This is a genomic window from Streptomyces sp. NPDC005151 (assembly GCF_053599875.1).
Window position 1 is genome coordinate 7434 of the sequence record NZ_JBSFYR010000107.1, and the last position, 14721, is coordinate 22154.

Below are 14721 nucleotides of genomic sequence, written 5' to 3' on the forward strand. Positions count from 1 at the left end.
GGCTGGCGGACGGGTGAGGTGTTCGTGTGCGGCCTGCCCCGGGTGTCCGGGTGTCCGCCTGCCCCGGGTGTCCGCCTCCCCCGGGGTGGCCGGGTGTGCGGGTGCGGCTGGCGGACGGGTGAGGTGTTCGTGTGCGGCCTGCCCCGGGTGTCCGGGTGTCCGCCTGCCCCGGGTGTCCGCCTCCCCCGGGGTGGCCGGGTGTCCGCCTGCCCTGCCAGCCCTGCCAGCCCTGCCAGCCCTGCCTGCCCCGCCTGCCCCGGGTGTCCGGGTGTCCGCCTGCCCCGGGGTGTCCGGGTGGCCGGGTGTCCGTCTGCCCCGGGTGTTCGGGTGTCTGTGTGTGGGGGGCGGGGGTGTCCGGGTGGTCGGCTGGTGGCTGGTGGGGGTGTGGTAGCGGGGCGGGGGTGCTGGGGTCTGTGGTTGGGGTGTTGGTGGATCAGTGGGAAAGGGGGGGCCCGTGCTGCTCCGTGCGGATTACTAAAACGACAATATGCGTGCCGGTGTCGGTTGGTGTGTGGCGGGGGTGTCACTGTTCACGTACTTCCCTGCGATCGTGAGAGTGTCATGAAACTGCTTCCCAGGATTTTCAGACAGTCGAAGGACCCGGCCGACGCGGTCATTTTGCGGCGGCTTGAGGAAAGTATCGAGAGCGCCGGCTACTGGGCGAAGAGGATGCCGAGGGAAGCGGCCCGTCTGGTGCACAAGGTCCGTCTGTATACCCTGGCCGCAGCGGTACTGAGTCTTGTCACGGGACTTCTGGCCTGGCCGGTTATCGGTGGATCGTCGCGGCTGACCGCGCAGGTGTTCGTTTCGGTGCTGTCGGGTCTTGCCGCGTTGGTGATTGTCGTCCCTCATGCCACTGGCCTGAGTGATCGCGGTGATGAGTCGATCCGGTTGTGCAGCACGTACGGTGTGGTGTATCGCGAACTTCTGGAGGCGCGGGGGCGGCTCGCTGCCGGATCCCTGGATGATCCCTCTCATGTGGCGGACATCATCCGTCAGTTCGAGCATATTCAAGAACGCAGGGATGCGCTGGCGCTTGTGGCCGGGGACGGGCATCTGGGCGGTGCGTCTGGTATGGGGGCGGTCGGGGGCGGCGGGCGATGGGGGCGTACCGGCCTGGGCGGACTGCGGGAGATCACGGGGCCGTTGCTGCCGTCGGTGAGGGTGCGCCCGCAGGGCGGCCGGACAGCGGGTGTCGATGACGAGGCCGTTCTTGCCGCGCTCGTCTGCGTGTTGACGAGCGGGTGCGAGCCGCGCCGGGTGCCGTGGTACTCCAGGGTTTCGTCGTCCGCGGTGGACCGCTTGTTCCGGGTCTGGTCCCGGGCCGGGGGCCGGGTGGCGCCTTCACCGGGCGGTGTTGGACGTATCCGCCGGCTGGGGCCTGCTGGTTTTGTTACGAGCCGTCCCCGGCTCGGTGCGGGTACGAGCCGTGGGGGCGGTGATCCTGCGGGTCTTGGCCCCGCGGACGGTGACGGGCCGGGTTCTGCGGTGCAGCTGGTGCGCGACGCTGCCGGTGTGCCCCTGGTCCTTGGCGTTTCAACGGGCAGCACCCAAGACGCCAGGGCCTGAAACCGGCCGGCCCCCTGCCGGGGCGCGCCCCGAACCTTGGGGGTGCGCGCCGTCAGGGGGTTCTGTGCTGCACGCGGGTCTTGACAATTACTCGTTCTGGAGCTGTGTGAGTGCCGCTTCGGGTGCGGGGTCCTTGCCGGGTGTCCGCCACGTCCGGCCCCTTTGAGGGGACGGTGCAGGTGGTGGGCTGGATCCGGGACGTGGACACGCGGGGCTTGGCGGGCGGCGAGGTGGAACCGGGCGTCATCGTTCACGGCCGCTGTCAGGGGCGGTTGATGATGACGCCCGGGCCGGGCGCCGTGCCGCCGCGGAAGGCCTGGCTGGTTGCTTTCGGCCGTGCGGCCCGGGCGGCTGCCGCACTCGATGGCTGCGTCCCGGCACCGGCCCGTGGGCGGGCCATGGGCAGAGGGTCCGGCCTGTCTGCTGAACAGGGCGGGTGCCGGGTGGCATGCGGCGGGGGAGGGGCGCCGCACGCTCCCGCCCTGGTGCCGGACCGTTTCACCGGGAGGCAAGAGGCGGCGCCGGCACGATCGCCGGGACCGCACGGCATGGGGAGCGGCACCGCGGCAGAGCGGGACGCAAGGGGCGCGTTCTCGACGTGACGTGCCCTCTTCAGGGTCGGCTGCCTGCGGTGATTGCGCAGGGTGACCCTCCCGGGTGCGTAAGCGGCACAGCGCTGGTTGGCTGCGATGTGTCCCACCTTCCCGTCCCCAGGAGTGATGATGAGCATTGCAGGCGAGTCCGCCAGTCGTGCGCAGCAGATGCAGGACAAGGTCCGTGAGCTGAACGAGCGTGCCGAGCAGACGAGCGATCCCAAGGAACGCCGCAGGCTGCACGACGAGGCCCGGCGCATGCAGGAGCAGTCCACGAAGGAGGGCGGACGCGCGGCCGAGGACAGGCCCGGCCGCCGTGCCGGCAGCCGGAAGGACGAGTTTCCGCCCCGGTGACGCACCGTTCGCGTCCAGCGGTACCGATGGCCTCCCCCGCAGTGCGGGGGAGGCCGTCCGCGCTCGGTGGCGGTCTCGGACACCTGGCAGGAACTGCGGGACCGGCGCTGCCGGTGCCGTGATGACAGCTGTCGGCGTTCGCGTGAAAGTGCACAGCACGGTTCGCGGCTGCGTGCTCACCAAGCGGCTGCCACAGGTCTCCTTGCATCACATCCCGGCCACGGGCACGTGCCGTCGGGCGGCGCGAGCCCGGCCGGCGCGTGGACGTCAGCGGCAACACCGTTGCGTTTGAGTCTTGAGTCGCAGGTCAAGCCCTGGTGAATGACGCAACGGGACGTCCTGATAGATCAGCTTGTGTCGAGCAAGAAGATCATCGGGAGTCCCGTTGCAGGAGAAGTCTGTCATCACGCGCACGGTCGAGGCGGCCGGGGGTGTGAACGCGCTTGGCCACTTGGGCGAGTTGACTCAGATCGTGGACTTCGTGCTGGTGGACGCGGTGGTTGAGGAGGCCGGGTCACGTGAGAAGCGGCTGCGGCTGCTGCCGTCCCGGGTGGTGGTCTACTTCGTCCTCGCGCTGGCCCTGTTCGAGGGCTGTTCCTATCGGGGCGTGTGGGGCAAGCTGACGGCGGGGCTGGAGGGATGGCCGTTGGTGCGTCCGGCGGTCTCCTTGCTGTCCAGGGCCCGACGGCGCATAGGAGCGGCGCCGCTGCGGCGGCTGTTCGAGATCCTCGCCGGGCCCGTCGCCCACCTCGGGCAGGCCGGTTCGTTCTATCGAGGGCTTCGGACCGTGGCCGTGGACGGCACCTTGCTGCACGTGCCCGATCAGGAGGCGCTCACCTGGCACTGTCCCAAGCGGGCGGGCGAGAGCGTGGAGTTCGGCTACCCGCTGCTACGACTCGTGGTCCTGGTCGAGTGTGGCACCCGTGCCGTCCTGGCCGCCGCGTTCGGCCCCGAGAGTGACGGCGAACTCACCTACGCAGGACGCCTGTTGAGTGTGCCGGACCGCACGATGCTCCTGCTGGCCGATGCCGGCTTCGATGGAGCCGAGTTCGCCCGGGACGTCCAGGCCACCGGCGCCCAGTTCCTGGTGCGCTCCTCCGCCCGCCGGATACCCACCCCCTTCCGGCACCTGGGCGACGGCTCCTGCCTGGCCCGGATCGGCTACGGCGTCCTGCCCGTCCTGCTGACCGTCCGCGTCATCGAGGCGTCCATCACCGTGACCCTGGCCGATGGCACCGTCCGCACCGAGCAGTGGCGCCTGCTCACCAGCCTCCTCGACCCGGCCGCCCACCCAGCCGCCGGGCTCGTGGATCTCTACCACGAGCGGTGGCAGTCGCAGACGACGTACTTCTCGATCAAGGCAACCATGCTGGACGGCCGTGTCCTGCGCTCCCGCAGCCTGACCGGCCTCGACCCGGAGGTCTACGCCCTGCTCACCACCTGCCAGGCCCTGATCCGCGCCGCCGCCGACACCGCCTGCACCCGGCCCGGCCTGGACATGGACCGCATCAGCTTCACCGTCCTGCAGACCACCGCCGCCGACACCGTCACCACCGCGACCGCAATCCTGCCCCCGGCGGGACCCGCCGACCTCGTCGGCACCATCGGCCGGGCTGTCCTTGACGCCCTGCACCCCGCCCGCCAGCGGCACCGCGTCAGGCCCGCACCCGCAAGAACCCCACCAGCAAGTACGGCCCGAACGCCGGACAGCACCCCACGACCAGCCAGAACTACACCCTCCACACCACCGTCACGTTCTTCGAACACGGACTCTCGAACCGCTCACGGACGTAAACGCAACGGTGTTGACGTCAGCGGGGTCCGAAGATCTTGGACATTGTGCCCCCGGGCGGCGAGGTTGGCCGGTGAGCGCGCGGGCACGGTTGTAGTGATCGGTCGAGCTCGGATACGTGGAACTCGACCGTCGCGGCGCCGGACTCCTCTTCCAGGCTGTGAGCGGGCAGGAGGAGACGAACAGCCTGGCGATCGCCTCGAGCGAGTCGTTCTTTGGCCGGGCGAAGACGTTCACCGGCCCCTGCCTGTGCGCAGCGATCGTTGATCGCCTCATCTTCGGCGGCAGCATCATCGAGACCGGCACCGGCTCGCCACCATACGCGGCGGCGCCGAACAGCAGATGATCAGCTGACTGCCGCTCGCTCTGAGCGCGAGACAGGTCGGCATGCCAGGGACTCACCGACGATTGCGGGGTGTCAGCCGACCTCTATGGCCGCTTTGTCGGGACTGGCTGAAGTGCGGGCCAGCGGGCGAGTATGTGTTGGTGCATGTTGGTGGTGAGGGTGCTCAGGCTGCTCAGACAGGCGTGGTTGGCGGTCAGCCGGCTGACGACACCGAGCCGGTGGACGAGCCGTTGCCGGGCTGTGGCCGTGCCCCACTTCCAGTCCCGGTGCGCAATCCGGGCCAGGTGGTCGTTGTTTTCGCGGTGGGCCCGCTCGACCAGCGCGTCGCCGCGCAGCAGCCAGCCGGCACACGCGTCGGCGAGGCCGTCCTGGGTCTCGGAACCGGTCGCGGTGCGCCACGCCGTGCGGTATGCGCGCTCCGCCCGCTCCAGCAGCGGTACGGACGCCGAAGTGACACACCAGCAGGTCGGGAAACCGATGCGCAGATAGGCCAGCTCCATCAAGCCGCTGCCCAGTGACGCCTGCTCGAAGTCGATGAATCTGATCCCCGTGGCGGTGTGCAGGTCATTGCCAGGGCAGGGATCCCCGTGGAGAAGGGCATGGCCGGATGCCTGGTCGAGCCGGTTCACGAGGTCATCGAGTTCGTCGCAAACGCCAGGCGTGACAGGAACCTTAAGAGCCACGGCCAGCCCGAGGAAGGAGTCGATGTCGGCCTGGTTCGGGCCCTGCCATCGCGGAAGTACCCCAACGTCGTGCGGACGGGCGGTGGCATGCAGCCGTGCCAGAGCGGCTGCGTAGTCGACGATCCAGTCGCTGGACGGGCGCCGGTGATCCAGATGCTCCAGCACCAGCACCCGCTCGCCGGGATCGGTGGCAAGCAGCGCGGGCACCACGGGCGTTTCAGCTCGGGCGGCGACCCGCAGGGCGGCCACCTCGCGGGCGTATCGCTCGTCGGCATCGGGGCCGTCGACGATCTGCTTCACCACCGCCGATGTCTCTGGCAGCTCGACGCGCCACACACGCGAGCGCGGGCTGCTGCCCAGTCTGCGAGAGCGCCTGGGTGATCCCAGCTCGGCCCGTAACCCGTCCCCGAACGTCAGTCGCGACCACATGGGCTCATCCTTCCACGCGGCCAAAACCAGCGTGTGGCCAAGGAGAGCAACTGGTCGTCCTGCTTCACGTCGCCCAGGACCAGCATGCTGCAGTACACGCCGCAGCAAGAGCGGGCAGACAACCGGGACTGCCTTCGCAGTGCTGCCGGTTCTCATCAACATTCCTGGGCGCTCACTGATCGCTTCACAATGAGATCGGTTTGTTGGCCCCGCAGTTGGGTGTTATGCCGGCAGGACCGGTCGGGTGTCTGCTGATCTCGTACCTGATGACCTGTGGGAACGTACAGCGCCGCTGTTGCCGGCTCGTCAGCCCCGGCGGCATCGGCATCCTGGGCGGTTTCCCGTGGATGACCGTGCTGCTCTGCGGGGCATCGTTTACGTGCTGTGCAAGAGCGTGAACCGGCGAGACGTTCCCGCAGAGCGGGTCGGATGCAGTGGGGTGACGGCCTGGCGGCGTCCGCGGGACGGGACCGAGGCCGGGGCATGGCCCCGTCTGCACGGGGTTCTTCCGGCAAAACTACGCAAAGAAGGCCTGCTGGAGACGGATGACGCTGCGATCGACGGCTCACATGTCAAGGCGCTCAAAGCGCGGCTCACACCGGACCTTCGCCGGCCGGCCGTGCCCGGCCCGGCAGCAAGCACCACCTGACCGTCGACCGGCACGGCACTTTGCTCGCACGGGCTGCCCCTCCCCGCATCCGGCCTTATGGATGTGGGGCACAGTGCCGTGCTGTGTTTCGGTGGGCCTGCGGCCTACTTGCCGGCCTTGTCCAGGCGCCAGCCAACCATCCCTGTGGCCCCGGGCGGCCCCTCGGCGACGATCGTGACCTTGGCCGCTAAAGCTGTGATGCGCTGGTAGCGGGAAACGCCGTCGCAGTCCACTGGTCTGGCGGACAGGGGCCTTCAGCGCTATGGACAGGGTGATTCTGCCCTTTCCGGCGCAGGCGACCGCCAACGTGTACGAGCGCCCTCGCGTCAGTTCCGGTTCGGTGTGGAATCCGTTGCCGACTCGCTCAAGGCCGGCCTCGACAAACACCGGATCACTGTCGCCGACCTCCTGTGTACCGAGAGCTTCCTCGACCTGCTTACCGAGTCTCTTCTCAGCGTGATCGGACGTTTCAAAGGGGTGCTCCCGGTGCTGCCCTGGACTGTTTTCCGGTGTGCTCGGCCGGGTTGCTTCGCCGGAGCCGCTCGTGCACCCGGCGGCGAGGACATACGGACAATACGGAAACACAACAGAGAACCAGGCTACGCCGCAAGGGGCGCGGTCGCGGCGTCATGAATGCGCCGACCAGTATCGCCGGCCGGCCTCCTTGGCAGGAAGCTTCGCAGTGCCTGAGCCAGTCTTCACCTTGCCACAACGGTCGGAACCGGTCTTGTACTTCACCCGATTCACCTTGTAGCCCCAAGACCCGTACTGCATGGGACCGTACCCTTTTGCGGGGATATCGTGCGCGCAGGCGTGCCCCACCGTGATCCCCGCTTCCGCAGCCGCCTTGACGCTGTACTCCAGCTTGACCCCAGCGAGAATGACACTGGCACTCGCCCCCGCGGTGTCACTGATCTCGCCCCCGACCTTGCCCGCCTTCTCGACGCCGACCCTCATCGATCCACCCGGACCGTCCCTGTCACTCGTCCCGAACCACCAGGCCGGCACGTGGGTGGCCGTCATACCGCTCACCTGATACCACTGCTTGTCAAGGATGGTCGCAGCGCATGGGTCCAACGTCACCCTCGGCGCTCACCTCGGGCAAAGCGGAAAGGGCACGGTCGGCGGCAGTCTCGACGGGCGACTTGAAACCGCCCTCCAGCACGCTGCCGGCTGACTCCTTCGTGGCGATTCGGCCGGCTGTGACAGCTTCGGGTACCGCATCGGCAGAGTCCTGTGCTGCGTCGGCCGCAGTGGCCAGTGCCGCAGTGAGGAGCAGGGCCGTGGCCACAGTGAGGACGTACCGCATCGTTGCTCTTCGCACGCAGTTTCCCCCTGTGAGTTACGCCCGGTCACCTGGGCGGGTCCGTGTGCAACCTGTGCAACTCCGTGTTTTCAGCGGGACGTTTATCAGATGTTCCGAGGAAGGCTTGAGGTTGGCATACGTCATCAGGAGCTGAGGAGAAGGATGGTGCGAGAGGCGTCGTCCATCCAGGGGATGGTCACAGGTGCGATGACGGAGATTCAGGCCTGAGCGGACGCCGATGACGGAGATTCAGGGCGCGGCGGACGCGATGAAGGGCCGTTCGGGCCTGGGAAACAGCGATGACGGTCGTTCAGATAGGCGTCTTCTGTGTCCTCGATGACGGTCGTTCAGGGCGGGAGGGCGTCGATGGGAGTCATTCGGGGTGGCGGGAGTGATTGCGGTGGTCGGTGTGCTGGAATCCGGCGGCATGCTGCCGACAGGGTGACCGGACGTCAGCGAGTCGCCCGGAAAGCCTAATGATGCGCCAGACATTCTTACTGTCTTACTTCTTGACGGTTCATCAGACAGTGGAACTGTGTGCGAGGGGTGCCGTGCGTACACCCGGTCGGCCCTCTGGGGTCACACCTTCGGTATTTCCGATATGACAGCTCACGGGGTCGTCAGTACGTTCGTCTCAGGTCGGATTCCCAGCCGACGGCGTCTTTGAGACAGGAAGAAGTGACATGACCACGCGTACCGTCGCCGTGGCCGCCGCCGCAGCAGGCGCAGCGGTCCTCGCCACCACCGGCATCACCTACGCCTCGGCAGCCGGGTCCGCCCAGGCCGCCCCGTTCGTCCAGCAGGCCGCTCCCGCGATGGCTCCCGACGGTGGTGGCAGCGGCGGGAGGGACATGGGGGACGAGGGCCGCGACCGTGACTACGACGACGACTACGGCTACAGGGAAGAGGGGCGGATCCACTTCAACGAACGGACGTACTCCGCTCACACGGACGGCTGCATCACCGTGGTCAGCGGCCTGGGCTCGCGGAGCTTCAACGTCCGTAACGACAGCCGCAAGACCGTCGAGGTCTTTCGCGGGGCGACCTGCGACAACGGTTCCCCGATCGCGACGGTCGGTCCCTACAGCACCAGCAACGGCGTCCAGCCCCGCTTCGTCCGCGGGGGCGTGTTCGTCCGCAACGGTGTCGTGGGCAGCTTCCGGGTCGTCGACAACTACCGCGACAGGTGGTAACAGAGCCACCTGCATCCCATGGAAACCCCGGCCCGTCGGAATCGGGCCGGGGTTTCCGGCATGGGGGCACATCGCGGCGGATGCCCGGGCCCAGGCGGCCGCACCACGTGTGCGGCCCACGCCCGGTGCCCCATAACACCTGCTACGTCATACTAAGTGTTTACCGAGCCCCCCGCGTGTCGCGCTAGGCGGACTCGGCCGGCCGCAGTCCTGCGAACCCGGTCCCAGGTGCCCGGTCGTCGGGCCGGCTCGTTCGGGGCCGGCCGCAAAAACACGCTCGCGGCCAAGATCGCGCAGAGCCTCCCGTACCAGGGGCAGGGCAGCGGACCCGGCACACGGATCGCCTGACCGGCAGGGGCCGGGATCTGTGGTCCCTTTGCTGTGGCGCTTTGGCAGTGGGGAGAAAACTGCGTCGCCGGTCCCGAGGGGCCCGGTCCGGGGACAGCCGGCACAGCCGATGCGGTGCCCCGGTGCACCTTGTGCCGACTGTTTTGGTGAGCATGCCGGGCTCACCCGGGGTCTTGCGTGTGGACCGGGCCGGATCGCGGAGCGGCTGGTGCGGCCGTGGTGCGTGCAGCCGCAAGGTGCAGGAGGAAGCCCACGCGAAGAGGGTCCCCATGTTTTGAGGGCCATGGGGGAGTCGGCGGCTGACGGCCAGGGCGCACAGGTGCGTGCCGGACCCCGTGAGCCCAGCATGATCCGAACGACAGGGGCGTGGGTCCTGGGCACGATGCCCAGTGTCGTCCCGCTCAGCCGTTTCCCCAGTGTCTGCGGTGCGTACGCAGGGAAGCACGGCAGGATGTACAGCAGTTGCAGGTGCGGCGCGGCCCCGGCGAGCCGTGGGCCGGCCACCGCCGCGAACGGGAGCAGGAAGCCGACCACCAGCATCCCCGCCACCGCGGCCCGGGGGTGTACCGCGAGCAGGGTCCCGGCCGTCACGGGAATCCAGCCGGCACGGAGCGCCCGGACTCCGACGGCGGCGCGCTGGTGCCCGGTGCCGGGAATGCGGGACAGGCCCGCCGTCACCACCGCTGCGAACAGCGCGTACGTGGCGGTGACGGGATCGTGCAGGCCGTACAGGCCGGTGTGGAAGGCGGCGACGGCTGCGAGCGCGACCAGGCGGCCCGTCGGCCCGCGCAGGCCGCAGTGCGGTGACGGCCCGGCGCAGCGCCGGACAGGGGTGCCGCGTGCCCGGGCCGTGGCACTGCCGGTGCCCTTCTCAGGGCCCATGGCCGGCACCCCTGCCCGCTTGTCCTGGTTCCGGGAACACATCCGCCCCGCACCCGCCCGCACGGGTGCGGGCGGGTGCGGTGCACTCGCCCCTGGTGTTCCCTGCCAGGGGCCGGCGCCTGCGGGCGCTCAGGCCCGCTCGGGCGGGTGCCGCCACAGATAGCCGCCCGCCGTGGCGGCCAGCAGCATCACGCAACCTGCGAACACCAGGCCTGCATTGCGCAGCCCCAGTGTCACCGCCAGCGCGCCGATCCCGATGACGGGCACCGAGATTCCCGCGTACGCGACGACGAAGAACGCCGAGATGGTGGCGCCCCTTTGGGTGCCTGGAGCCGCCGTGCTCACCACGGTCAGGCTCGCCCGGAAGGCCAGCCCCTGGCCGATGCCGCCTGTCATGGCACCCACGAGGAGGACCGGCAACGACGCCAGCAGCAGGGACGACCCCACCCCAAGCAGGCCGGCCACCAGCACCAGGCAGCCGACGGGCAGGGCGTTGCGCGTGCCGACGGGGCCCATCAGCAACTGCCCGCAGGCCGAGGCGCAGAAGACGCAGAAGACGACGGCGCCGGAAACGGCCAGGTTGTGCACGCCCAGTGTCTGGGTGAGGAAGGCAGGCGCGACCGCGGTGAACAGGCCCAGCAGCGAGAATCCGGCGAAGGCGGCGAGTGCGCAGGGTGCGAACACACCGCGTACCTCGGCGGGGACGACCATGCCCTGCGGCCGCAGCGGGGACCTGGCGCCGCTGCGGTGCACGGTCTCGGGCAGCAGCGAGGTGACAGCCACCGCGGCCGCCAGGAGCGCCAGATGGGTCAGGAACGGCAGTTGCAGCGGCCACGGCGCGTACTGGGCCAGGGTCCCCGCGACCAGGGGGCCGAGTCCCAGGCCGCCCATGTTGGCCGCGGTCGCCGCGAATCCTGCGCGGGCACTGCGCCCGGCGGGTGCCAGTTCCAGTACAGCGGCCGTGCCCGTGCCGCTGAGCAGTCCGGCGGAGAACCCCGACAGGACACGACCGGTGAACAGCAGCGGCAGCCCGCCCTCGAGCAGGAAGCACACCGCGCTCAGCGCGGCCAGCCCCAGCGCGCACAGCAGGACCGGGCGACGGCCGAGAACATCGGAGAAGCCGCCGGCCAGGAGCAGCGCGGCAATCACACCGATGGCGTAGACGGCGAAAACCACGGTGACGATCAGTTCGGAAAAACCGATCTGCTCACGGTAGAGCCCGTACAGCGGTGTCGGCAGGGTCGTGCCCATCATCCCGACCGCGAACACACCCGCCGCCGCCAGATATCCGGGCCGGACGGTGCCCTGCTGACGGCCCGTTTCCTGGTTGGTCACAACTCACCATAGGCATCGGGTCAGGCGCGCAGAGGCGTCGGCCTCACCGCAGGCCGATGCACAGGCGCCACCAACACGACGGAGCCTGCGCCACCCGCTGCTGCCACCGGCCCGCCGGCCCCGCTCATCACCCTCGCGGCAGCCGGGCGCCTTCGCGGATCTGCGAACGCAGGCCATCAGCAAGAGCAGGGGGCGGCAGGAAGCAGGAACATCCTCAGCGGACAAACCCCGGCCGACGGCCCTGGATCGCCTGCGTCCCGGGCCGCCTCGTCGGCGGTTGCCTTACGACCTCACCCACGATGGGCAGCGGCGTCGCAGCGCCTGGGACCTCCGCCTCCCGCGTTGTCGTCAGTCGCGATGTTCCCCAAGCTCTCGGCTCCGCTCGAGCAGGGGAGGCCCCATTCGCCATCGCTCCCTCCTCCGCCTTGGATTCGAAGGCCCCAGACACCGCTCCTTCTCCCACTGCCAATCGTGGGTGAGGTCGTTAGCGCCCACCCCCTTTGGCCCCGTTTCCCCCGGCCCCAGAAGCCCTGCCGGTAGGTGGGGGAGCGGGCGGCCAGCAGACGGCGCCGGCGGCCCACCGCCGGCACCGCCGAAGGCCCGTACGCAGACCCATTCGTTCGGTACCACCCGGCCGCACGGCAGTCCCGACCCCATTCGGCCCCGTCTGCCGCGCGGCCGCACCTGAGCGGGAGGGATCGGGGGCAGCATGGAAGCGGAAGCCCGCCCGGGAGCCCTTCGCACGTCGACCGGGCGGGCCGCCGTTGTGCAGCCCGCCCCGTTGCCGGCGGCCGTCGCACACGGCCGCAACGGTGTGCCGGCACACGGTGGGCAAGCCGGCGCTGCCGGCCGGCCCGGGCAGCGCCGATGAGGCCCGGCAGCCAGGCCGTCACCGCACGTGCCGCCGCTGGGAGCACCGCCGGTGGTGCCGCTGCTACCCGTGCGTTCGGGTGGCAGCACTCCTGCCGCGGGGTGCGACGGCCCGGTGATGGCCGCAGTCACACGGAAGCACTCCGCAGCCGACGGAGTCCATGAAACTCAGCATCCGGTTGTTGGTCTGCTCCACGTGGTCGATCCGGGGCCCGTGGCCGGTGCCGGAGATGATTTCGACGCGGGCTCCTGGTACCAGGCGCGGGACGCGCTCCACTTGCCGCTGCGGGTGCACGAGCAGGCTCCGCTTGCCGAGCACCAGATAGAGCGGGGTGCGGATGGTACGCAGTTCGTCCTCGGCCAGGGGAAGCGGAGCGGGGCGGCGTATGAGACAGGCGCGCACGCTGCACCTGATCATCGTGCGCAGCTCCGGCACGATGAGGACCGGTTGCTCCAGCCAGGCCGCCAGACGGGGACGGAGCTTCCTGGGGGCGAAGGTCGCCAAGAGACCGGCGAAGATCCGGACGAAGAAGCGGAGACCCACCTTCCTCGTATGCCGTTCTGGCCGTGACCGACCAGGCGCTCGCTTCCCAGCCCTTCATCGAGAACCCCGCCGCCGCCGAGGACGCCGTGACCGGCCTGCTCCAGCAGGCGCAAGAAGCGCATCTCACGCCGCCTTGTACGGACGCGCGAGTGGAGGCGATCAGCCTGCTCGCCATGACTGCGGGGCTCGGCACGAGCATCCTGGTCGGCCAGCGCAGCCCGCAGTCCGCCGCCGCAGTCCTGGAGCACCACGTGGACCGGATCTTCCAGGGCGGCGGGCGCAACAGCACGTCGTCCACTGCGTCCCTGCGATCGGCGGCAGACCCGACGCCTTGATCCGCCGGATCGGTAACAGCCCCGAAGCGACTGCCCGCAACGGCTCCTGAAGCCCCGCCGGCACCCGAGCCGGACCGGACAGCCCGGCAAGGCCGGCAGCGACCGCCCGGCCGGGCTGCTCTCACGCATCCGCAGGCTCACCGGCACGACACAGAAGTGACGTCATTTCTCATAACGCGTCCGGGCCCAGTGATCAGCAACTGCCTCCCGAACTCGCCGGCAACGCTGTTGTTGCACGTGAACAGAGCCGGCCGAGGTCCCGCGCCAGGCCGCGTACGCGTGTGACGTCTGGTTCCTGCTCCGACGCGCCCGTCAACGGGCCGCCACCCGCCACCATCCCGCCTCCGCCGACCGTGACCTGCGGCGCCGCGTCAGCGTCGCCCTGGACTTTCTGGCCTGGATGGACCAACGCGGCCTGATTCTCGCCGACCTCGCCCAGGAGCACATCGACGACTGGATCGCCGGAGCCACCAGCCAGCGTCGCTACCTGATCCGTTACTTCCTGAAGTGGACCACGAGTCGTCGGCTCACCCGCGAACTGACCGTCCCCTCCATCCCGAGGCAGGAGCCCCAGAACCTGCTCGACGAGGACGATCGATGGCCGCTCCTCCAACGCTGTCTGGCCGACGATGCCCTGCCTACGGACGTCCGGGCTGCCGGCGCGATCACCCTGCTGTTCGGCCCGTCCACCGAACGTCTCTGCCATCTGACGCCTGAGAACCTCAAGTTCGGCGACGAGCACGCCCACCTGGTCCTGGGCCGCCACCCCGTCCTGCTGCCGCCAAGGCTCGCCGGACTCCTTCGACACCTCGCCGAACAGCCCCAGCTGCGGCCGCAGCTCTCGCGAGTCCACCCAGGGCCTCGGTGGCTCTTCCCGGGCAGGGTCCCGGGCAAGCCGATCTCGACGCACGGCATGACCCAGAAGCTGGGCCGCCATGGCATCCCGGTCCGCACCGCTCGCAACGCGGCGCCGGCCGCCCTCGCCGCTGATCTCCCCAGCCCGATCCTCGCCGACGTGACCGGCATGCACCGTCACACCGCGCTCCGCTGGGTCGCCTACGCCCGACGCGACTGGGCCGAGTACCTCGCCGCACGAGCTGAGGATGCCAACAAGCGGGAGAAGAAGGGGAATAGTGCACAGTCGGAATGACCCCCTCCCGCCGCTACTGAGTGTGATCAAGAACAGAACTAGCTGGTCAGATAGGGATTCAAAGTCAGCAAGCCCCCCTCCCCGCTCCGACACTCGCGGCGCTTCTGTTGCACCTAACGCAACAGTTACCGTCGAGCAGCAGACTCGGTGCCCACCGCATTAGGCTCCGGGCATGCGTGAGAATGCAGAAGTCTTGTCCTTGAAGGGCATCAACTACGACACCGGCACCAACTACGCCGGCAGCGGCTTGAATCGTTCCGGGTTTGACCGAGGCTCGATCTCTTGGAAGGATCGGGATCGTTATGTCGAAGCCATACCCGAAGGAAGTCCGTGAACGGGCCGT

10 protein-coding genes and 4 pseudogenes are annotated in these 14721 nt (G+C 69.3%); 10 read left to right on the top strand and 4 right to left on the bottom strand.

The features are described from left to right. Window positions 1-561 precede the first annotated feature (561 nt). The 4 genes and pseudogenes from ACWD6R_RS34720 to ACWD6R_RS34735 all read left to right on the top strand — a co-directional run. Window positions 562-1569 (top strand): hypothetical protein, encoded by a 1008-nt coding sequence (locus ACWD6R_RS34720; protein ID WP_451822377.1) that lies wholly within the window; start codon window positions 562-564, stop codon window positions 1567-1569. 722 nt (window positions 1570-2291) lie between these two features. Further along, window positions 2292-2516 carry a DUF6381 family protein gene (locus ACWD6R_RS34725; RefSeq protein WP_451822378.1) on the top strand — a complete coding sequence of 75 codons (225 nt, stop codon included), beginning with the start codon at window positions 2292-2294 and terminating at the stop codon, window positions 2514-2516. Between the two features lie 433 nt (window positions 2517-2949). Next, a pseudogene (locus ACWD6R_RS34730) lies at window positions 2950-3948 on the top strand (IS4 family transposase); the annotation flags it as partial. A gap of 466 nt (window positions 3949-4414) precedes the next feature. After that, window positions 4415-4654 (top strand): annotated as a pseudogene (locus tag ACWD6R_RS34735) (ATP-binding protein); the annotation flags it as partial. Window positions 4655-4737: 83 nt separating this feature from the next. On the opposite strand, the gene ACWD6R_RS34740 reads toward ACWD6R_RS34735, so the two are convergent. Beyond that, complete coding sequence (locus ACWD6R_RS34740) at window positions 4738-5766, bottom strand: phosphotransferase family protein (protein ID WP_451822379.1); 1029 nt, start codon at window positions 5764-5766, stop codon at window positions 4738-4740. A gap of 244 nt (window positions 5767-6010) precedes the next feature. On the opposite strand from ACWD6R_RS34740, the gene ACWD6R_RS34745 reads away from it, so the two are divergent. Beyond that, on the top strand, window positions 6011-6415 hold the full coding sequence (locus tag ACWD6R_RS34745) for a transposase (protein WP_451822380.1): 405 nt from the start codon (window positions 6011-6013) through the stop codon (window positions 6413-6415). A gap of 627 nt (window positions 6416-7042) precedes the next feature. Here ACWD6R_RS34745 and ACWD6R_RS34750 read toward each other — a convergent pair. Further along, entirely contained in the window at window positions 7043-7438 is a 396-nt protein-coding gene (locus ACWD6R_RS34750; protein ID WP_451822381.1) for a hypothetical protein, read from the bottom strand. A gap of 966 nt (window positions 7439-8404) precedes the next feature. On the opposite strand from ACWD6R_RS34750, the gene ACWD6R_RS34755 reads away from it, so the two are divergent. Next, the gene (locus ACWD6R_RS34755) at window positions 8405-8914 is read left to right on the top strand and encodes a hypothetical protein (RefSeq protein ID WP_451822382.1); all 510 of its coding nucleotides are present in this window, start codon (window positions 8405-8407) and stop codon (window positions 8912-8914) included. Window positions 8915-9724: 810 nt separating this feature from the next. Continuing rightward, complete coding sequence (locus tag ACWD6R_RS34760; protein ID WP_451822383.1) at window positions 9725-10069, top strand: hypothetical protein; 345 nt, start codon at window positions 9725-9727, stop codon at window positions 10067-10069. A gap of 204 nt (window positions 10070-10273) precedes the next feature. Here ACWD6R_RS34760 and ACWD6R_RS34765 read toward each other — a convergent pair whose 3' ends face one another. Together ACWD6R_RS34765 and ACWD6R_RS34770 are read right to left on the bottom strand one after the other, a co-directional pair. Further along, the gene (locus ACWD6R_RS34765) at window positions 10274-11479 is read right to left on the bottom strand and encodes an MFS transporter (protein ID WP_451822384.1); all 1206 of its coding nucleotides are present in this window, start codon (window positions 11477-11479) and stop codon (window positions 10274-10276) included. Window positions 11480-12500: 1021 nt separating this feature from the next. Further along, window positions 12501-12896 (bottom strand): annotated as a pseudogene (locus tag ACWD6R_RS34770) (alpha/beta fold hydrolase); the annotation flags it as partial. On the opposite strand from ACWD6R_RS34770, the pseudogene ACWD6R_RS34775 reads away from it, so the two are divergent. From ACWD6R_RS34775 to ACWD6R_RS34785, 3 genes and pseudogenes are all read left to right on the top strand, one after another. Beyond that, window positions 12896-13228, top strand: a pseudogene (locus ACWD6R_RS34775) (TetR family transcriptional regulator C-terminal domain-containing protein); the annotation flags it as partial. The pseudogenes ACWD6R_RS34770 and ACWD6R_RS34775 overlap by 1 nt on opposite strands. 400 nt (window positions 13229-13628) lie before the next feature. Continuing rightward, entirely contained in the window at window positions 13629-14378 is a 750-nt protein-coding gene (locus ACWD6R_RS34780) for a hypothetical protein (protein ID WP_451822385.1), read from the top strand. A gap of 172 nt (window positions 14379-14550) precedes the next feature. Further along, window positions 14551-14712: a hypothetical protein gene (locus ACWD6R_RS34785; RefSeq protein ID WP_451822386.1), complete on the top strand. Its 162-nt coding sequence runs from the start codon at window positions 14551-14553 to the stop codon at window positions 14710-14712. Window positions 14713-14721: the final 9 nt, after the last annotated feature.